Consider the following 19083-nt stretch of genomic DNA (forward strand, 5'->3'; position numbering starts at 1 on the left):
GATCGTGCCAGAGTGCTGTTTCCTGAACGTTTCGCCGACCAAACGATCATGTTCGTTCATCCGACGCTGGAAATCTACGTCGGATGCCGGTGGCCCGTCAAGACGCGCAACACATTCGTTATGAGATTTTGTTCAGATCCCTCACAAACTCCGCCGTGCAACAACGGCGCCGGCGTTCAATCGTTTCTATGATCGTTGTGTACGGATTGCAGTCATCTGCGCTCATCTGCAATCATTGGAACCGTCATGTCGCTGCGGATCGCCGCCGCGATCGCCGCACACCTGTCTGGAGCCCTCTTGACCGAGCAATCGACCACCGCACACGCCCCCGCAGAACACATGGCCGCTGAGCTCGCGTCGCAGCCCCAGACATGGGCACGAGCCGCCGAGCTCCGCGCCGAGCAGGCGCAGCTGCCGGCCCGCGGCGCGCGCATCGCAGTGGTGGGATGCGGAACGTCCTGGTTCATCGCGCAGTCGTACGCGTGGCTGCGCGAGTCGGGCGGTCACGGCGAGACCGACGCCTTCGCGGCATCCGAGGCCTTCGTCGATCGCGGCTACGACGCCGTCGTCGCCCTCTCGCGCTCGGGCACCACGACCGAGGTGCTGCAGCTCGTCGGCGAACTGCGCGACCGAGTGCGCACCATCGGCATCATCGGCGACGAGTCCTCCCCGCTGGTCGACCTCGCCGACACCGCGGTGACCCTCCCCTTCGCCGATGAGCGCTCGGTCGTGCAGACCCGGTTCGCCACGACGGCGCTCGCGCTCTTCCGCGCGTCGCTCGGCGAAGACCTCACCGGAGCAATCGCCGATGCCGAGCGCGCGGTCGCCGAAGAGCTCCCGGCCGTGCTGACCGACGCCGAGCAGTACACGTTCCTCGGCCGCGACTGGGCGGTCGGGCTGGCGCACGAGGCCGCCCTCAAGATGCGCGAGGCCTCGCAGTCCTGGACCGAGTCGTACCCCTCGATGGAGTACCGCCACGGTCCGATCGCGATCGCCGCGCCCGGACGAGTCACCTGGCAGTTCGGTGAGGCGCCCGAGGGGCTCGACACGGATGTCGCGGCCACCGGCGCCCACTTCGAGGCCGGCCGCCTCGACCCGATGGCCGAGCTCGTGCGCGCCCAGCGCGTCGCCCTCGCCCGCGCCCGTGCGAAGGGCCTCGACCCCGACTCGCCCCGCAACCTCACTCGTTCCGTCATCCTCGACGCCTGATGGTCGAGCACTCGTCTCCCGAACCTGCGGCCCTCGGCCCGGGCGACGCCGTGCTCGCCTTCGACGTCGGCGGCACCGACACGAAGTCGGCGCTCATCGATGCGTCCGGCCGCGTGCTGGGCCTTCGCCGGTCGTCCACGCCGCTCGACCCGGCCGACCCGGCCGGCACGATCGTGGCGTCGCTGGCCGTGCTCGCACGCGAGCAGTTGGAGGCCGCTCCGGGCGTCGTGCCGGTCGCCGCGGGTGTGAGCGTACCGGGTCTCGTCGACGAGGTCGCCGGCGTCGGCATGTTCGCCTCGAACCTCGGCTGGCGCGACGCGCCGATCCGCTCGCTCGCCGAGCAGGCACTCGGGCTGCCCGTCACCTTCGGCCATGACGTGCGCGCCGCCGGCGATGCAGAGCACCGGCTCGGCGCTGCCCGCGGGTACGGCGACGTCGTCGTGCTCGCGATCGGCACCGGCATCGCGAGCGCCCTCGTGCTCGGCGGCCACCCCTACGCGGGCGGCGGCTACGCCGGCGAGATCGGTCACTCCCTGGCAGATCCGCTCGGCGAGCGATGCCCGTGCGGCGCCATCGGATGCCTCGAGACGATCGCCTCGGCGGGGGCCATCGCTCGCCGCTACTCCGCCGCGACCGGCGTCGCCGTCGCGGGTGCCCGGGAGGTGCTCGAGGCGGCCACGGCGGGCGATCCGCTCGCGAAGCGCGTCTGGGACGACGCGGTGGAAGCCCTCGCGGAAGCTCTCGCCAGACTCGTCGCGAACCTTGCGCCCGAAGCCGTCGTGATCGGCGGTGGCCTCGCGCAGGCGGGCCCCGCCCTCTTCGCGCCGCTCGGCGCCCGGCTCGACGCCCTGCTCAGCTTCCATCGCCGACCCGTGCTCGTGCACGCCCAACTGGGCGACGACGCCGGCCTTCTCGGCACCGCCCTCGCCGCCCGCGACCTCGCCGTCGCGCGTCGGAACGGCGGCGCGCGATGATCCTCACGGTGACGCCGAACCCGGCACTCGACCTGACCTGGCACGTCGATCGGTTGCTGCCGGGAGAGACCCACCGCGTCGATGCAGGAGCGACGCGTGCCGGTGGCAAGGGACTGAACGTCGCCCGCGTGCTGCACGCACAGGGCCATGACGTGATCGCCCTCGCGACCTCGGGCGGCGGCGTCGGTGCCGAGTTCGCCGCCGAGCTCGTGGCGAGCGGCATCCCGCACCGCCTCGTGCCGGTCGCAGCGCCGACGCGACGCAGCATCGCCATCGTCGACGAGGCTGCCGGCGAGACGAGCGTGCTGAACGAACACGGCGATGCGATCTCGCCCGACGAGCTCGCTGCACTCATGGCGAACGTCGTCGAACTCGCGCACGATGCCGATGCGGTGGCGATCTGCGGGAGCCTTCCGCCCGGATTCGGCCCCGACCAGCTCGGCGAACTGGTTTGCATCCTGACCGTCGCCGGCACGCCGGTGATCGTCGACACGAGCGGCCCGGCGATGCTCGCAGCGGCACGTGCCGGTGCGATCGCGGTGAAGCCCAACGCCGAAGAACTGCTCGCCGCGACCGGGGCCGCCGACACCGCGGCCGGCATCGCCGCGCTGCTCGAGCTCGGCGCGGGGATCGTCGTCGCCTCCCTCGGTGCCGAGGGCCTCGTGGTCGCGACCGCGGATGCCTCCGACATCCGTGCCCGACTGCCGCGTGCGCTGCACGGAAACGCGACCGGTGCCGGTGATGCCGCGGTCGCCGCGATCGCCGCGGCCGTGGCCGAGACGCCCGGGCTCACCGCGAACACCCCCGACGGCGAGTCCGCGCGAATCCGCCTCGCCCGCCGGGCGACCGCGTGGTCGGCCTCCGCCGTGCTGATGCCGCTCGCCGGCGAGCTCTCCCCCGAACACGACGGCCTCGAACGCGAGGTCGTCGTGAGCCCCGCCTCCGAGCCGAAGGAGTCAGCATGACCCTCACCCCCACTCGCGCCATCCTCACCGACGCCGTCGCCGCCGGGTGGGGGGTCGGCGCGTTCAACGTGCTGCATCTCGAGACGGCCGAGGCGCTCGCCGCCGCGGCCGAGGCGACGCGGCTGCCCGTGATCCTGCAGATCTCGGAGAACGCGATCCGCTACCACGGGGGCTTCGAACCCATCGCACGGGCGACCCTCGCCGTCGCCGAGGCGTCGAGTGCGGCGATCGCCGTGCACCTCGACCACGCCGAAGACGCGGCTCTCGCGCTCCTGGCCATCGACCACGGATTCGGCTCCGTCATGTACGACGGTGCGAAGCTCGACTTCGCCGACAACGTCGCGACCACCCGTCGCGTCGTCGGCCACGCGGCGAGCGCGGGCGTGCTCGTCGAGGCCGAGCTCGGCGAGATCGGCGGCAAAGACGGCGCGCACGCGCCCGGCGTGCGCACCGACCCCGACGAGGCGGCGCAGTTCGTCGCAGAGACCGGGGTCGGCGCCCTCGCCGTGGCCGTCGGCTCCTCGCACGCCATGACCGAGCGGGTTGCAGCGCTCGACCTCGGGCTCGTCGCCCGCATCCGCGCCGCCGTACCGGAGACCGTGCCGCTCGTGCTGCACGGTTCCTCCGGCGTCGCCGATGAGACGATCGTCGCCGGCATCCGCGCCGGCCTCACGAAGATCAACGTCTCGACCCACCTGAACGCCCGGTTCACGGGCGCGATCCGCAGATTCCTCGATGAGCACCCCGGCGTCGTAGACTCGCGCAAGTACCTCTCTGCCGGCCGCGACGCCATCGAATCGGAGGCGGCTCGCCTCCTCCGACTGTTCGCTGGAAAGGACACCAACGGATGAATCGTGCCGAGCGACTGAGCGCTGTGCTCGACCTCCTCGCCGAGAGCGGGCAGGTCGACGTCGACCAGATCGTCGATCACCTCGAGGTGTCGCCGGCCACGGCCCGCCGCGACCTCGACGCGCTCGCCCGCCAGCAGCTGCTGACCCGCACGCGCGGTGGCGCGGTCGCGCATTCGGTCGCCTACGACCTGCCGATCCGCTACAAGAACCAGCAGAACCCGAGCGCCAAGGCGGCGATCGCGCAAGCGGCGAGCGCGCTCGTGCCGCGCGGCGCCGTGATCGGCCTCTGCGGCGGCACGACGTCGACGGCGATCGCCGATGCGCTCATGTCGCGCGGCGACATCATGGAGCCGGCGCCCGACCCGAGCCTCACCGTCGTGACGAACGCGATCAACATCGCGATGCAGCTCGCGATGCGTCCTCAGATCAAGACGGTCGTGACCGGCGGCGTCGTGCACGCCCGGTCGTACGAGCTCGTGGGCGCCTACACCGACGCGGTGCTCGGCAGCATCACGCTCGACCTCGCCTTCATCGGCGTGAACGGCATCGACCCCGTGCTCGGACCGACCTCGCACGATGAGCGTGAGGCGGCGGTCAACGCACTCATGGCCGGCCGTGCGACCCAGGCTGTGCTCGTCGCCGACTCGTCGAAGATCGACAAGCGCGCGTTCGCGGCGATCGGCCCACGCCGACTGTTCTCGACGGTCATCACCGATTCGGGCATCACCGATGACCAGCGCGAGCGCCTCTCCGATGCGGGCTACGACGTTATCGTTGCTTAGGTGAGCAGCGCACCCGTCGTCATCCATTCCGCACGCCTCGTGAGCGGCGCCGACACCGTGACCGACGCGTGGGTGCGCTTCGAGGGAGACCGGGTCGCGGCGCGGGGCATCGGCGACGGCTGGCGCGACGAGGTTCCCGAGGGCGCCGTCGAGGTCACGGATGCCGCGGGGCGGTTCCTCACCCCCGGATTCATCGACATCCACTGCCACGGTGCCGGCGGCGCGTCCGCCGATGAAGGCGAAGCCGCGATCGAGACGATGCTCGCCGTGCACAATGCGCACGGCACGACGCGCACGGTGCTCTCGCTCGTGACCTCCACGGTCGAGCGCCTCGCTGCGGAGCTGACGACGATCTCGCGGTTCGCCGAGCGCGATCCCCGAGTGCTCGGCGCCCACCTCGAGGGCCCGTTCCTCGATCACGACTTCCGTGGAGCGCACGATCCGGCGCTGCTGCGCGCCGCCGACGCGGCATCCGTCGACCTGCTGCTCGAGGCCGCAGCCGGCGCGCTGCGGCAGATCACGATCGCGCCCGAGCACGACGGAGCGCTCGACGCGATCGGGCGGCTCACCGAGGCGGGTGTCAAGGTCGCCGTCGGGCACACGGGTGCCGACTTCGAGACGGCGCTCGCGGCCTTCGACGCGGGGGCCTCGATCCTCACCCATGCCTTCAACGGCATGCGCGGCATCCATCACCGCGCACCGGGCCCGGTCGCCGCGGCCATGCACGCCGACCACGTGACGCTCGAGGTCATCAACGACGGGGTCCATGTGCATCCCGACGTCGTCAGGCTCGCATTCGCCGGAGCTCCCGGCCGGGTGGCGCTCGTGACCGATGCGATGGCGGCGGCGGGCTCGGCCGACGGCACCTACCTGCTCGGAACGCTCGAGGTCGTCGTGGCCGACGGCGTCGCCCGGCTTCGCGAGGGGGGCTCCATCGCGGGGTCCACGCTCACCCAAGACGAAGCGCTTCGGCGCGCCGTGCTCGACAGCGGCATCCCGCTCGACGAGGCGGTCGGCGCCGTGACGCTCACCCCGGCGGCCGCCATCGGCCGTGCGGCAGACCTCGGCCGGCTCGACACTGGGTTCGCCGCCGACGCGGTGCTGCTCGACGCCGAGCTACGCGTCGATGCCGTCTGGGGCGCGGGCACGCGGCTCGCCTGACCGCTCGCGGGCTCGCCCGCGGGCACGGGCGCTGGGCCCTCGCGGGGCTCGCCCGCCCACGGGCCGGGTTCGGAGGCGTGTTCCCCATCGCCTCCGAAACCCGCCCGGTCGAGCGGCGCATCGTTCCCCCGATGCTCTCCGCCCTGGCGCCGGCAGGGCCGGCATCCGTCTCGGGATTCGGGTCGCCTGAGACGGCGGTGGTGAAGGCGAATTCGCCTTCACCCAGAGAGACGGGGCACTGCGCCTTCTATGACGCGCATTCCGGAAAGATTCGTACGCGAGTTTCACAGCGATTTCTGCTGGAATGTACAGGTCCGTGACTCGCGTCATGAATCGCGTATCGACGCGTCTCTTCAGTGGGCCGACCATTCCGACACCGGCCCGCGAACCGAAGGAGCATCAGTGCCACCGCTGCGTACCGACCGATCGGCCGACGCCGCGCTCATCGAGCGCACGCGTCAGGGCGACCGCTCCGCGTACGCCGAGCTCTGGGAGCGGCACTCGGCCTCGGCACGCACCGTCGCGCGCTCGTACAGTTCGCTCGACCCCGACGACCTCGTGGCCGAGTCGTTCACCAAGATCTACAGCACGATCCTCGCGGGCGGCGGGCCCACCGGTGCGTTCCGCCCGTACCTCTTCACGACGATCCGCAACACGGCGGCGGGCTGGGGGCGCGCGCGCCACGAGACCACGCTCGACACGCTCGAGTCGTTCGAAGACCCTGCGTCGAGCGAGTCGGCCACGCTCGAAGCCCTCGACCGCGGCGCAACGGCGCAGGCTTTCCGATCGCTTCCGACCCGGTGGCAGGAGGTGCTCTGGTACTCGGAGGTCGAGAACATGACCCCGCAGCAGATCGCTCCGCTGCTCGGCATGAGCGCCAACAGCACGGCGGCGCTCGCCTACCGGGCTCGCGAGGGACTGCGGCAGGCCTGGATCCGCGTGCACCTGCGCAACCCCGCGAACGCCCCCGAGTGCCAGTGGACGATCGATCGCCTCGGCAGCTACACCCGGGGCAAGCTCCGCACTCGCGAGACCACGCGACTCGAGGCGCACCTCGACGACTGCGCCAAGTGCACGATCGTCGCCGCCGAGGCTCGCGACGTCGGCTCCCGCCTCGCCCTCGTGCTGCTCCCGCTCACGGCAGGCATCGGCGGCGCGACCGCCTACTCCGCCTGGCTCTCGCAAGGCGCACCGGTCGCCGATCTCGCACTCGGCGCGGCCGGCATGCCTGCCGTCGTCACCGGTCTACACTCGGCGGGCGCGACCGGAGCTGCGGGCGCAACCGGAGCTGCCGGCGCATCCACGGGCGCATCCGGCACAGCCGGCGCGGGTGCCGGTTCCGGTGCCGCCGGAACCACGGCGGGCGCAACGGCCGGCGCATCGACGGCCGGCGGCCTGGTCGGCGCGGTGGGCGGTGCCGGTGTCGTCATCGGTGCCGGAGTCGGTACCCTCGTGCTCGCGGCGGCGGCCGTCGCTGCCGTCATCATCGTGCCGACGCTCGCCGCGGCGCCGCCTCCGCCCGAGACCTCGGTGGTCGCCGAGCCGGCGCCCGATACGACCGAGATCGAGGTTCCGAATGTCGCGGCGCCGGTGCCGCTTCCGATCGTGCCGCCGATCGCACCGCCGAATCCCGTCGCTCCCCCCGGTCGACGTCGAGCCCGAAGAGGTCGACGCCGCGCCATCGCCTTCGCCGATTCCCGACCCCACTCCGCCGACGACCACGCCCACGACACCAACGCCCACGACACCGACCACGCCGCCCGATCCCGAGCCCGTCGACACCGTGGCCCTGCCGCCGGTGGTGTTCGAGCCCGACACCGGCGGCGGCCTCGTCGACCCGATCCTGTCGGGCACCGCCGAACCGGGTGCAGAGATCCGAGTGCAGGTGCAGTCCGACGTCGTTCTCTCGGCCGCGTCCGCATCTGCCGCTGTCGCCGAGCCCGACGCGACCGCCGACGCCGACGGAAACTGGTCGCTGACGTACTCGGGCCTTCCGGCTGGCACGCACCTGCTCACCGTCACCCAGACCGACCTGGCCGGCAACGACTCTGTTCCCGGCATACCGGTCGAGGTCTCGCTGTCGAGTCCCCAGTTGGTGCTCGAGGGTATCGGTCGCTACGTGTGGCGCATCTCGTTCGATGGCGCCCCGGGTGCAACCGTGCAGGTGCTCGTCGACGGCGCGGAGTACAGTCGGGTCGTGCTCGATGCGGAAGGCGATTACACCGTTCGCGGGCTCTTCGACATCCCCCGCGACATCATGGTCACGGTGCGATACACCGCGGATGAACGGTATGGTCCGACCGCCGTAGCCGAGCGCTGGTGGTGGGCCGACGAGGCATCCGCTCCGGCTAGTCTTGCGGGATGACCGAGCACGTTCCCGGCGCACCTCCCGAACGCCTGCACCACTGGGTCGTCACCCTCAGCTGCACCGACGGCCCCGGCATCGTGCACGCCGTGAGCGGCGCGATGGTGGCCGCCCGCGGCAACATCACCGAGAGCCAGCAGTTCGCGAGCCTCGATACGGGCCGCTTTTTCATGCGCCTGCAGGTCGAATCGCCGGCGGGCCGTGACGAGGTCGAAGCGGCGCTGCATCCGGTCACCGAGCGCTGGGGCATGCAGTGGCACCTCGACGAGGTCGCCCGCCCCCTGCGCACCCTCGTGCTCGCCTCGACGGCCGGGCACTGCGTGAACGACCTGCTCTTCCGCCAGCGCGCGGGGCAACTGTCGGTCGAGATCCCGCTCGTGCTCTCCAACCACGGCACTCTCCGCGACCTGGTCGACTTCTACGGGGTGCCGTTCGAATCGCTCGCCGTCACGGATGCCGCGTCGAAGGCCGAGTTCGAACGACGCGTGCTCGCTGCGGTCGACGAACACGACATCGAGCTCGTCGTGCTGGCGCGCTACATGCAGATCCTCTCGCCCGAGCTGTGTGCTGCGCTCGAAGGCCGCTGCATCAACATCCACCACTCGTTCCTGCCCGGATTCAAGGGGGCGAACCCCTATCGACAGGCGCACGCACGCGGCGTGAAGCTGATCGGTGCGACAGCGCACTTCGTGACGAGCGACCTCGACGAGGGCCCGATCATCGAGCAGAACGTCGTGCGCGTCGATCACTCGCGCAGCCCCGCCGAGCTCGTCGCGATCGGGCAAGACGAAGAGAGCCGCACGCTCAGCCAGGCGGTCAAGTGGTTCGCCGAGCGCCGGGTGCTCGTCGACGGCGCCCGCACGATCATCTTCCGCTGAGGCGCGGGTAGGCTTGAGGGTCGTGAGCGAAGCACAGCACCAGCACGACCGGCAGCAGCGCGACGAACAGCGTGCGCAGATGGCGAAGATCGGGCCGAACGACATCCTCCGGTTCTTCCTCGAGCTCTTCGCCTTCGTCTCGCTCGGCATCTGGGGTTTCCTCGCCTTCCCGCTGCCGTGGCCGGGAGTGCTCATCGGCATCGGTGCGCCGCTCCTGGCGATTCTCGCCTGGGCGCTGTTCGTCTCGCCGAAAGCCGTGTTCCGGGTCGACCTCTTCGGCAAGGCGCTCGTCGAGATCGCCGTCTTCTCAGCGGCCGCCCTCGGCTGGTGGACCCTCGGCCAGCCGATCGTCGCGGTGGTCTTCGCCGTGGCCGCCGCGATCAGCGGCGTCGTGCACGGCCGCCGTCAACTCGCCGGCTGACCATCGCGCTGCGGCTGCTCCCCGGTCGCCATGATGAACGCCGTGAGCACGACACGGCGACGCCTCACCAGCGCGAGCACGCCCGAGCACGCGCGACATTCGGGCGCCTGACGGCGATGGGGTGGACGGATGCCGCGGCATCCGCTCACGCGATCGGGTGCTCGGCTCAGATGCCCTGCCACGCGGGCTTGTTCGCCCAGGCGTGCCGGTAGTAGTCGAGGTTCGTGAGCTCGGACGCCGCGGCCTCGTCGACGATGACCGTGGTGTGCGGGTGCAGCTGGATCGCAGAACCGGGCTGGCTCGCCGAGACGGCGCCCTCGACCGCTGCCGCGACGGCGTGGGCCTTGGCCGCACCGAAGGCGAGCAGCACGAGGTGTCGTGCCCGCAGGATGGTGCCGATGCCCTGCGTGATGCAGTGCATCGGAACGTCAGCGGGCGAATCGAAGAATCGCGCGTTGTCGAGCCGAGTCGGTTCGGTGAGCGTCTTCACGCGCGTGAGTGAGGCGAGCGACGAACCCGGCTCGTTGAAGCCGATGTGCCCCGTGCGGCCGATGCCGAGGATCTGCAGGTCGACACCGCCGGCAGCGGTGATCGCCGCCTCGTAGTCGCCACCGGCGTGCTCGATCGACGCGGGGTCGCCGTTCGGCACCCGCACGAGCTCGGGCGTGAGGCCGAGCGGCTCCACGACCTCGCGCGTGATGACGGCGCGGTAGCTCTCGGGGTGGCCGGCGGGCAGCCCGACGTACTCGTCGAGCGCGAAGCCGCGCACGCCGCGCACGTCGATCTCGTCGTCGGCGATGCGGCGGGCGAGCGCGCGATAGCTCGCGAGCGGCGTGGATCCGGTCGCGAGGCCGAGCACGACGTCGGGCTTCGAGCGGATGAGCGTGACGATCGCGTCGGCGACGATGGCGCCCGCGGCGTCTTCGTTCTCTACGATGACGATTTCAGCCATTGGTGTTCTCCTACGAGGGCGGCGCCGACGGCTGCCGCCGGGAAACCGAAGGGGATGACCTGCACGCGAGCCGCGAGGCCGATCGATGCGATGAAGGCCGATTCATCGGCCCACCGATTCAGGATACGGCGTGTGCCGACCAGCAGCGGTTCACCGAGGGCAGCGAGCCCGCCCCCGATCACCACGGTGTCGACGTCGACGGTCAGTGCGAGCAGGCGCACGGCCGACGCGACGCCCGTCAGGAACTCCTCGCGCACCGCCTGCGCGCGCGCATCGCCGGCCTCGGCCGCCGCGAAGAGCTCTCGGGCAGGGTGCTCTGAGGCGGTCGGCCACGTGCGGGCGATCGCGAGTCCGGAGGCGAGGGTCTCGAGGCAACCGCGCTGCCCGCAGCCGCACCTGACGCCAGCCGGGTCGACGGGGATGTGGCCGATCTCGCCCGCGACGCCGTGCCCGCCGCGCAGCAGCCGGCCATCGAGCACGACGCCGGCGGCGAGACCCGTTCCGAGGTTGAGGTAGGCCATCGAACTCACCCTGATGCCGTCGGCGACGCCGAGCAGGTGATGCGCTCCGAGCGCCGCCGCCTTGACGTCGTTCTCGATGCGTACCTCGACGCCGAGGCGGTCGGCCAGGCGCGGGCCGAGGTCGAGCCCCTCGAGGCCGAGGTTCACCGCGTGCTCGACCCGACCGGTGGCGTTGTCGACGGCACCGGGGATGCCGATGCCGATCGAGGTGAAGGCCGAGGCGCCGACGCCCGCGAGCGCGGTCATGCGCTCGACGGTGCGGATGGCGGTCGCCACGACGGCCTCGGCACCGAAGCCCGTCGGCATGCGCACCTGATCGCTCAGCTCTCCGTCGGCACCGATCGCCACCGCGGCCGTCTTCGTGCCGCCGATGTCGATGCCGAGCCTCACGGCGTCGCCACCGCCGCCCGCATCGCGTCGCCGATGAACTCGATGACGGCTTCGCCGAGCAGGCGCGAGGCACCGAACGTCGCGACGTCTGCGTAGGCGCGATCGTTCGATGGCCAGCCCATGTCGATCGTCACGACGTCGTCGCGCACCGCGCGCAGCGCGTCGATCGCCGAGCGGGCGAACGGATGCCGGTGCAGGTCCTTGCCCACGACGAGCACCGGTCCGGCGAGCGCGGCTGGGTCGGCGAGCCCCTGCGCGGCGGAGACCGCGACCGTCTGCGCGGCGCCGAGCCACGATGCCGTGCCGTTCGCCGCCTCGGCGGCGAACGGGCCCCAAGGGGCGTCGCCGACCGCGATGTTCACGACCGTGTCGATGCGCACCACGGTGCCGATCCGCCGGGCGCCGGCGAGACGCGCACGCGCGCCGTCGGTCGCCTCGAAGACCTCGACGACCCGGCCGACCTCGCCGGCGTCGTGCGCGGGCTCGATGACGGATGCCGCGACGGGACCGGTCGGCATCGCCGGCGCGGTCGCGGCGAGCTCGCGAACCCGGCGGGCCGCCTCGACCACCCGGTCGGCGGGAAGGCGCCCGGCGTCGATCGCCGACTCGATCGTCGCGATGATCTCGGTCAGCTGCGCGTCGGTGTTGTTCGACCCGATGCAGAGCAGGTCGCATCCGGCGGCGAGGGCGCGCACTGCGGCTTCGGGGATGCCGTGCACGCCACTCGCCCCCGTCATGTCGAGGGCGTCGGTGACGATGACGCCGTCGAACCCCAGCTCTCCGCGGAGCAGGCGATTGAGGATCTGCGGAGAGAGGGTGGCCGGATTCTCCGCGTCGAGCTGCGGAATGAGGATGTGCGAGGTCATGATCGTGCGCGAGCCGGCGGCGATCGCTGCCCGGAACGGCACGAGTTCGCGCTCGAGCAGGGTGTCGAGCGGCACGTCGACGACGGGCAGGGCGAGGTGCGAGTCGGTCGCCGTGTCGCCGTGACCGGGGAAGTGCTTCGCGCTCGCGGCGACGCCCGTCTGCTGCAGGCCCTCGACCCACGCGGCCGAATGCCGGGCGACGAGCTCGGGATCGGCGCCGAAGCTGCGGATGCCGATGACCGGGTTGTCGGGGTTCGCGTTGACGTCGACGTCGGGCGCGAACGTCACCGTGCAGCCCGTGGCGGCGAGGGCCTCCCCGACCGCCCTCGCGACCCGCGCAGTGAGCTCGAGATCGTCGATGCGGCCGAGCACGGCGTTGCCCGGAAAGGGCGCACCGCGATCGTAGAAGAGCCGGGTGACGTCGCCGCCCTCCTCGTCGACGGCGATGACCGCGTCGGGGTTCGCCGTGCGGAGCGAGGCGTTCAGGGCGCGCAACTGCTCGGGCGACTCGACGTTCTGCCCGAACAGGCACACGCCGCCGAGGCCGGCGCGGAAACGGTCGAGCAGCCACTCGGGCGCCGTCATTCCGTCGAACCCGGGCAGGAGCGTCGTGAGGATGTCCCGGCGGAGGCTGGTGCCCGGGCCGGTCGATGCGATCGCGGTCATCCCTTGACGGCCCCGCTCACGAGGCCGCCGACCATGCGGCGCTGCACGAACAGGAAGAAGATGACGACGGGCAGCGTGATGAGCGTGGAGCCGGCCATGACCGCACCCCAGTTCGTCGCCTCGGTCGCCGACTGGAAGGAGTTCAGCCACGGCGGGAGGGTGAGGTTGTAGCCCTTCAGCAGGAGGAGCGCCATCAGGAACTCGTTCCAGCTCTGGATGAACGCGAAGATGCCGGTCGCGACGAGCCCCGGCGCCAGCAGGGGGAACGTGACCTTCCAGAACGCCTGCGCCTTCGTGCAGCCGTCGATCTGGGCCGCCTCCTCGAGCTCGGCCGGCACTCCCCTGACGAAGCCGCGCAGGGTCCAGATCGTGAACGGCACCACCGCGGCGAGGTGCACGATGAACAGCCCGACGAGGGTGTTCATGAGGCGCCAGTCGTCGACCATGTTGTAGATCGTGAACATCATCGCCTCGCCGGGCACCATCTGCACGACGAGCACGCTCACGATGAAGACGACCCGGCCGCGGAAGGCGAAGCGGGCGATCGCGATCGACGCGAGGAAGGCGATCAGCGCGCCGACCACGACGACGGCGAGCGCCACGGTGAGGCTGGACGCCAGCGCGTGCGGGAAGTCGGTCTGGCCGGGGGCCGCCTCGCGGGTCCACGCCGTCACGTAGTTCTTGAACGTGAAGTCGAACGGCAGGAAGCTCGGATTGCGGCTGATGATCTGGTTCGGCGGGGTGAACGACATGTTCACCATCCAGTAGACGGGGAACACCGAGCACACGATCACGAGGAGCGCGAAGACGTTGAGGCCGAACCGGCCGGCGCGTCCCTTGGCGCGGCCCGCGCGGCGGCCGAGCCGCCCGCCGTCGCCGATCGTCGTGGCGGCACGCGTGGATGTCGTGACCGGGCCCGGCGTCTCGGCGATCTGGATTCCTGGGCTGATGCTCACAGCTCTGCCTCATCCTTCAGGGAGGAGCGGACGTTGAAGTAGGAGATGGCCATCAGCAGGATCACCATGAACACGCCGATCGCGGCGGTGACGCCGAACTCGCCGAGGCCCTGCCGGAACAGGTAGGTCGGCAGGATGTTCGTCTCGCTCGCGAGCCCGCCCTGCTGCTGCAGCGCGTACACCTGCGTGAAGATCCGCAGGTTCCAGATGGTCTCGAGCACGAGTACAGCGGTCAGCACGCCACGCATGTACGGCATGATGATGAGCCGGAACCGCTGCCACGCGCTCGCACCGTCGAGCGCAGAGGCCTCGAGCACCTCGTCGGGCACCTGCCCGAGTCCGGCGTAGAAAGTGACGGCGGCGAACGGCACGCTCTGCCAGACGACGATGATGACGAGCACCATCATGAACGACATCGGGTCGATGAGCCACGAGTGGCCCCTGAAGTCCTGGGTGCCGGTGATCGTGTTGAGCGCCCAGTTCACGAGGCCGTAATCGGTGTCGAAGATCCAGCCGAAGACGACGGTCGCCGAGAGCGGCGGCATCGCCCAGGCGAGCATCAGGCCGATCGAGACCGCGAGGCGCCAGCCCTTCGAGAGCTTCGTCATGAGCAGGGCGACGAGCATGCCGATCACGACGATGAGCACGGTGAGCACGACCATGAGCCCGAGGCTGCGGGCGAGCACGGCGGGGAAGTCCGATTCGGTGAAGACTTCGATGTAGTTGTCGAAGCCCACGAAGTTCGGCGAGGTGCCGAGCATCTTGTTCTTGATCTGCAGGTCCGTGAACGAGTTCACGAACATCACGATCGTCGGGTAGAGCACCATGACGCAGAGCAGGAGGATGCTCGGCGCGAGCAGCAGCCACGGGGCCCAGGGCAGCGACTTCCTGCGGGGTCGCTCGCCTGCGGACTCGCGCGGTGCGCGGGGCGGTCGGGTGGTCGGCGTGCGCGGCGCTGCGTCAGGCTCGGTGAGGGTTGCGCTCATGGCTGCTCCTCGTGGTCGCCGCGGGGGGATCGCGGATGTGACTGATGGTACGTCTCGGGCGCGGCGGCAAGCCGTCCGGAGGATGTCGTGGGAACGGGGGCGGAGCTGTGTGGAACTCCGCCCCCGCGGGGCTCAACAGGCTAGCTGTTGAGGATCTCCTCGATCTGCGCGTCGAGGTCGGCCGCGATGGCCGCCACGTCGCCACCCTGGGCGATCTTCACGAGCGCCTCCTGGATGATCTGCGCAGCCTCGACCTCGGCCCACTTCGGCGTGGTCGGGGTCACCTTCGAGTTGGCGAGCGCGTCGGCCTGGGCCTTGGCGATCTCGGTGTCGGGCAGCGAGGCGGCTGCCGCGGTGAAGCCCGGGGTCAGGCCGCCCTCGGCCAGGAGGGTCTGGTAACCCTCGCCGGCCATGATGTCGAGCGCAGCGCGAGCCTGCTCGGGGTTGGCGCTCTTGGTCGCAACCGCGACGTTCGAGCCACCGGCGAAGATCGGTGCGGTCTCGCCGGCCTCGAGGCCGGGCAGCGGGAACGCGCGCAGGTCGGAACCGAAGGTGTCGGCGCAACCCGGCGCCTCGGCGTCGGCCGGAGCCGTGATCGACCACTGCACCCACGCGGGAGCGGAGAGGAAGACGTCTTCACCGGCGCAGAATGCGACCTGCGGGTCGGTCTCGTCGCCGTCCTTCGCAGCGTTGGACGCGTTGACGTACACGTCCTGCAGCTGGGTCAGGCCGGCGATGCCGCCTTCGCTCGAGAAGCCGGCCTTCCACTCGTCGCCCTCCTGCTCGGCGATGAAGCCGTCGTGAGCCCAGACGTAGGGAAGCGCGTTGTACCAGTCGCGACCCGGCGCCCAGATGCCCGAACGGGTGTCGGTCTTCAGTGCCTTGCCGGTCGCCACGTACTCGTCGAGCGTCGTCGGCACCGGGGTGGCGCCGAGGATCTGCTCGCTGTAGAACACGATGCGTCCACCGGCGTAGTACGGCGCGGCGTAGAGCTCGCCGTCGTACGTCGCGGACTCGACGAGACCGGGCAGGTAGTCATCGGCCGGGAAGTCGGTGAGCGGCAGGAACAGCCCCTGGTCCGCGAAGCTCGCGGTCTGGGTGTTGCCGACCTCGACCACGTCGGGCGAGTCGTTCGACTGCAGGGCAGCCGCGTAGGTGTCGCTCACATCGGCCCAGGTCTTCTCCTCGACCGTGAGGGTCCAACCTTCATTCTCGGACTCGAACGTGTCCTTGAGGTATTCGCGAGCCGTGTCGGGCGTGTCGGTGCCGACGACCCAGACGGTGATCTTGCCACCGTCGGCCGACTCTTCTCCACCACCGGCGCTACAACCGGCGAGGGTCAGGGCCGCAGCGGCGCCGAGCGCCGCAATGCCGAGTTTCCTCATTTGTCGTTTCCTTTCATGGGGGTGGGGAAACAGCGGGGGTTCGCTGTCACCCTTGGTGCGATGGAGTCCCTCACGAGACTCCGAGTTGTCCGGAGAGGACCATGACGGCCGCGCCGCGGAGAACGATGTCCTCCGCCTGCTCGGACATCCGGAGCCTCAGATCACGGTTGAATTCCGCCATCGTCCGCTTCCGGAGCGTGTCGACGGTCGCTTCGTGCAGCGGACCGTCAAGCAGTTCGGCCGGGCCGCTCAGCACGACCTCGGAGAGGTTCAGCGCGCCGACCACGGGGGCGAGCACGATGCCGAGTCGTCGGCCCGCCTCGCGCAGGATGTCATCGCGAGCGGATGCCGCGGCCTCGCCCTGCGCGCCGGCGGCGGCGAGCCGGGCGGTGAGCCTCGGCACGGCGAGCCAGGTCTCGAGGCATCCGGCCTTGCCGCATGCGCAACGCGGACCGCCGTCTGTACCGACGACGACGTGGCCGATCTCGCCGGCCGCGAACCCGCCGCCGACGACCGGGCGCCCGCCGATGATGAGCCCGGCGCCGACACCGTGGCCGATCTTGATCAGCAGCAGGTCGTCGTGGTGCGAGCTGCCGTGTTCAGCGAGCACGCCGACGTTGGCGTCGTTGGCCACGTGCACGGGCAGTGCGAACCGCTCGGCGAGCCGCTCCTGCAGCGCGACGTCGCTCCAGCCGAGGTTCGGGGCCGAGCGCACGACGCCGAGCGGGTCGACGACACCTGGCGAGCCGATGCCGATGCCGAGCACGGGCGTCGAGGTGCGGGCGAGCAGGCGCTCGACGAGCCGATCGACGAGCAGCACGGCCGCTTCGCCGGTCGCGGCGTCGCGGGCGATCTCGTCGCGCTCGATGATCTGGCCGTCGAGGCCGACGACCGCGCCGCGGAACACCTCGTGCTCCGAGAGGTCGACGCCGATGATGTGGAAGGCGCCGCGATCGACGTCGATGAGCGTGGCCGGCTTGCCGGGACGGGCGTCTTCGCGCTGGCCGAGCTCGATCACGAGCCCCTCGGCGATGAGGGCGGCGACGAGGTCGGAGATGGTGACCCTCGTGAGCCCCGTCTCGCGGGCGACATCCGCCCGGCTCTGCGGGCCGGCCGAATAGAGGGTCTGCAGCACGAGCGCGCGGTTGTGGGTGCGGGCGTGTTCGGGAAGCACCTTGCCCGTGGGTCGCAGGGCGCGCGACCGGCTGAACGTGCCGGCCACCGGCGCGGCGAGCAGCTCGGACGCCACCGGGGAGGTGGGGGGCGTCGGCTCCGTGGTGACCGGGCCTCGCTGCGCATCCGTTGCAGTCACGTTTGTTAGTAAACCTTACGAACAAACCCGGCGCAAGGCCTGTCGCAACTTTTTCGGCGCTGTTACCCAGTTGTGATCCGCACTCGCGCGGACCCGCACGCACCCGCGCGTACAGGCGGCGCGTCGCAACCGCGGCGCGAACGACGAAGGGGCGGATGCCGCAGCATCCGCCCCTCGTGAACTGGGTCGTCGAACTAGCCGGCGACGCGCGTCTTCAGGTTGTCGGCCAGCGTCGCGAGGAACTCCTCGGTCGTCTGGTAGGCCTGCTCGGGGCCGACGAGGGCCGCGAGGTCCTTCGTCATGGCACCCGACTCGACGGTCTTGATGACGACGTCTTCGAGCGTCAGCGAGAAGTCGATGAGCTCCTGGTTGCCGTCGAGCTTGCCGCGGTGCGCGAGGCCGCGCGTCCAGGCGTAGATCGAGGCGATCGGGTTCGTCGACGTGGGCTTGCCCTGCTGGTGCTGGCGGTAGTGGCGCGTGACCGTGCCGTGCGCCGCCTCGGCCTCGACGACCTTGCCGTCGGGCGTGGCCAGAACCGAGGTCATGAGGCCGAGCGAGCCGAAGCCCTGCGCGACGGTGTCGGACTGCACGTCGCCGTCGTAGTTCTTGCAGGCCCAGACGTAGCCGCCCTCCCACTTGAGCGAAGCCGCGACCATGTCGTCGATGAGGCGGTGCTCGTAGGTGAGGCCGGCGGCGTCGAACGCCTCCTTGAACTCGGCCTCGAAGACCTCCTGGAAGAGGTCCTTGAAGCGGCCGTCGTACGCCTTCAGGATGGTGTTCTTCGTCGAGAGGTACACCGGGTAGTTGCGCGAGAGGCCGTAGTTCAGCGAGGCGCGGGCGAAGTCGCGGATCGACTCGTCGAGGTTGTACATGCCCATCGCGACGCCCGAACCGGGCGACTGGAAGACCTCGAACTGCTGGGGCTCCGAGCCGTCTTTCGGGGTGAAGGTCATCGTGAGCGTGCCCTCGCCCTCGAAGCGGAAGTCGGTGGCGCGGTACTGGTCGCCGAACGCGTGGCGGCCGACGATGATCGGCTTGTTCCAGCCGGGCACGAGGCGCGGGATGTTCGAGATGATGATCGGCTCGCGGAAGATGACGCCGCCGAGGATGTTGCGGATCGTGCCGTTCGGCGACCGCCACATCTTCTTCAGGCCGAACTCCTCGACGCGCGCCTCGTCGGGCGTGATCGTCGCGCACTTGACGCCGACGCCGTGCTTCTGAATCGCGTGCGCCGCGTCGACCGTGATCTGGTCGTCGGTCTCGTCGCGCTTCTGGATCGAGAGGTCGTAGTACTCGAGGTTCACGTCGAGGTACGGGTGGATCAGTGTGTCTTTGATGGCCTGCCAGATGATTCGCGTCATCTCGTCGCCGTCGAGTTCGACGACGGTGCCTTCAACCTTGATCTTGGACAAGTGGATGTCTCCTTGGATCTACTGGGGGAAA

At 70.5% G+C, this 19083-nt stretch carries 17 protein-coding genes and 1 pseudogene; 10 read left to right on the forward strand and 8 right to left on the reverse strand.

From position 1 onward, the window contains the following. Positions 1 to 339 precede the first annotated feature (339 nt). From H521_RS0116535 to H521_RS0116585, 10 genes and pseudogenes are all read left to right on the forward strand, one after another. Positions 340 to 1209, forward strand: coding sequence for an SIS domain-containing protein (locus H521_RS0116535; RefSeq protein ID WP_026482397.1), 870 nt, complete (start codon positions 340 to 342; stop codon positions 1207 to 1209). Further along, entirely contained in the window at positions 1209 to 2183 is a 975-nt protein-coding gene (locus tag H521_RS0116540) for an ROK family protein (RefSeq protein ID WP_022894132.1), read from the forward strand. The genes H521_RS0116535 and H521_RS0116540 overlap by 1 nt, the downstream gene beginning before the upstream one ends. Then, positions 2180 to 3148 carry a 1-phosphofructokinase family hexose kinase gene (locus tag H521_RS0116545; protein ID WP_022894133.1) on the forward strand — a complete coding sequence of 323 codons (969 nt, stop codon included), beginning with the start codon at positions 2180 to 2182 and terminating at the stop codon, positions 3146 to 3148. Before H521_RS0116540 ends, H521_RS0116545 begins: the two co-directional genes overlap by 4 nt. Beyond that, a complete protein-coding gene (locus tag H521_RS0116550) occupies positions 3145 to 3999 on the forward strand; it encodes a class II fructose-bisphosphate aldolase (protein WP_022894134.1) in 855 nt (284 codons plus the stop codon). Before H521_RS0116545 ends, H521_RS0116550 begins: the two co-directional genes overlap by 4 nt. After that, complete coding sequence (locus H521_RS0116555) at positions 3996 to 4781, forward strand: DeoR/GlpR family DNA-binding transcription regulator (RefSeq protein WP_022894135.1); 786 nt, start codon at positions 3996 to 3998, stop codon at positions 4779 to 4781. Before H521_RS0116550 ends, H521_RS0116555 begins: the two co-directional genes overlap by 4 nt. Beyond that, positions 4782 to 5942, forward strand: coding sequence for an N-acetylglucosamine-6-phosphate deacetylase (nagA, locus tag H521_RS0116560; RefSeq protein ID WP_022894136.1), 1161 nt, complete (start codon positions 4782 to 4784; stop codon positions 5940 to 5942). Positions 5943 to 6191: 249 nt separating this feature from the next. Continuing rightward, positions 6192 to 7004 (forward strand): annotated as a pseudogene (locus H521_RS26690) (RNA polymerase sigma factor); the annotation flags it as partial. A gap of 514 nt (positions 7005 to 7518) precedes the next feature. Continuing rightward, positions 7519 to 8307 (forward strand): Ig-like domain-containing protein, encoded by a 789-nt coding sequence (locus H521_RS26135; RefSeq protein WP_026482398.1) that lies wholly within the window; start codon positions 7519 to 7521, stop codon positions 8305 to 8307. Further along, on the forward strand, positions 8304 to 9185 hold the full coding sequence (purU, locus tag H521_RS0116580; protein ID WP_022894141.1) for a formyltetrahydrofolate deformylase: 882 nt from the start codon (positions 8304 to 8306) through the stop codon (positions 9183 to 9185). The genes H521_RS26135 and purU overlap by 4 nt, the downstream gene beginning before the upstream one ends. A gap of 22 nt (positions 9186 to 9207) precedes the next feature. Then, entirely contained in the window at positions 9208 to 9606 is a 399-nt protein-coding gene (locus tag H521_RS0116585; protein WP_022894142.1) for a YrdB family protein, read from the forward strand. Positions 9607 to 9772: 166 nt separating this feature from the next. On the opposite strand, the gene H521_RS0116590 is transcribed toward H521_RS0116585, so the two are convergent. The 8 genes from H521_RS0116590 to H521_RS0116625 all read right to left on the reverse strand — a co-directional run bounded on the left by H521_RS0116590 (position 9773) and on the right by H521_RS0116625 (position 19052). Next, the gene (locus H521_RS0116590) at positions 9773 to 10558 is read right to left on the reverse strand and encodes a glucosamine-6-phosphate deaminase (RefSeq protein ID WP_022894144.1); all 786 of its coding nucleotides are present in this window, start codon (positions 10556 to 10558) and stop codon (positions 9773 to 9775) included. After that, the gene (locus H521_RS0116595; RefSeq protein WP_022894145.1) at positions 10537 to 11469 is read right to left on the reverse strand and encodes an ROK family protein; all 933 of its coding nucleotides are present in this window, start codon (positions 11467 to 11469) and stop codon (positions 10537 to 10539) included. The genes H521_RS0116590 and H521_RS0116595 overlap by 22 nt, the downstream gene beginning before the upstream one ends. Further along, a complete protein-coding gene (gene nagZ, locus H521_RS0116600; protein WP_022894146.1) occupies positions 11466 to 13001 on the reverse strand; it encodes a beta-N-acetylhexosaminidase in 1536 nt (511 codons plus the stop codon). Before nagZ ends, H521_RS0116595 begins: the two co-directional genes overlap by 4 nt. After that, entirely contained in the window at positions 12998 to 13957 is a 960-nt protein-coding gene (locus H521_RS0116605) for a carbohydrate ABC transporter permease (RefSeq protein ID WP_022894147.1), read from the reverse strand. The genes nagZ and H521_RS0116605 overlap by 4 nt, the downstream gene beginning before the upstream one ends. After that, entirely contained in the window at positions 13954 to 14943 is a 990-nt protein-coding gene (locus H521_RS0116610; RefSeq protein ID WP_022894148.1) for a carbohydrate ABC transporter permease, read from the reverse strand. Before H521_RS0116610 ends, H521_RS0116605 begins: the two co-directional genes overlap by 4 nt. 140 nt (positions 14944 to 15083) lie before the next feature. Continuing rightward, on the reverse strand, positions 15084 to 16328 hold the full coding sequence (locus H521_RS0116615; RefSeq protein ID WP_022894149.1) for an extracellular solute-binding protein: 1245 nt from the start codon (positions 16326 to 16328) through the stop codon (positions 15084 to 15086). 70 nt (positions 16329 to 16398) lie between these two features. Beyond that, positions 16399 to 17550, reverse strand: a complete 1152-nt coding sequence (locus tag H521_RS0116620; RefSeq protein ID WP_026482401.1) for an ROK family transcriptional regulator — start codon at positions 17548 to 17550, stop codon at positions 16399 to 16401. A gap of 284 nt (positions 17551 to 17834) precedes the next feature. Beyond that, positions 17835 to 19052, reverse strand: a complete 1218-nt coding sequence (locus H521_RS0116625; RefSeq protein WP_022894151.1) for an NADP-dependent isocitrate dehydrogenase — start codon at positions 19050 to 19052, stop codon at positions 17835 to 17837. Between the last annotated feature and the right edge of the window lie 31 nt (positions 19053 to 19083).

The sequence above is a fragment of the Agromyces subbeticus DSM 16689 genome, from assembly GCF_000421565.1.
GTDB lineage: Bacteria > Actinomycetota > Actinomycetes > Actinomycetales > Microbacteriaceae > Agromyces > Agromyces subbeticus.

Bases quoted from the DNA above. Each gene is read 5' to 3' on its own strand.
- H521_RS0116535 (WP_026482397.1), top strand. From the start codon at position 340: ATGGCCGCTGAGCTCGCGTCGCAGCCCCAGACATGGGCACGAGCCGCC.
- H521_RS0116555 (WP_022894135.1), top strand. From the start codon at position 3,996: ATGAATCGTGCCGAGCGACTGAGCGCTGTGCTCGACCTCCTCGCCGAG.
- H521_RS0116590 (WP_022894144.1), bottom strand. From the start codon at position 10,558: ATGGCTGAAATCGTCATCGTAGAGAACGAAGACGCCGCGGGCGCCATC.
- H521_RS26135 (WP_026482398.1), top strand. From the start codon at position 7,519: ATGTCGCGGCGCCGGTGCCGCTTCCGATCGTGCCGCCGATCGCACCGC.
- purU (WP_022894141.1), top strand. From the start codon at position 8,304: ATGACCGAGCACGTTCCCGGCGCACCTCCCGAACGCCTGCACCACTGG.
- nagZ (WP_022894146.1), bottom strand. From the start codon at position 13,001: ATGACCGCGATCGCATCGACCGGCCCGGGCACCAGCCTCCGCCGGGAC.
- H521_RS0116545 (WP_022894133.1), top strand. From the start codon at position 2,180: ATGATCCTCACGGTGACGCCGAACCCGGCACTCGACCTGACCTGGCAC.
- H521_RS0116540 (WP_022894132.1), top strand. From the start codon at position 1,209: ATGGTCGAGCACTCGTCTCCCGAACCTGCGGCCCTCGGCCCGGGCGAC.
- H521_RS0116550 (WP_022894134.1), top strand. From the start codon at position 3,145: ATGACCCTCACCCCCACTCGCGCCATCCTCACCGACGCCGTCGCCGCC.
- H521_RS0116615 (WP_022894149.1), bottom strand. From the start codon at position 16,328: ATGAGGAAACTCGGCATTGCGGCGCTCGGCGCCGCTGCGGCCCTGACC.
- H521_RS0116610 (WP_022894148.1), bottom strand. From the start codon at position 14,943: ATGAGCGCAACCCTCACCGAGCCTGACGCAGCGCCGCGCACGCCGACC.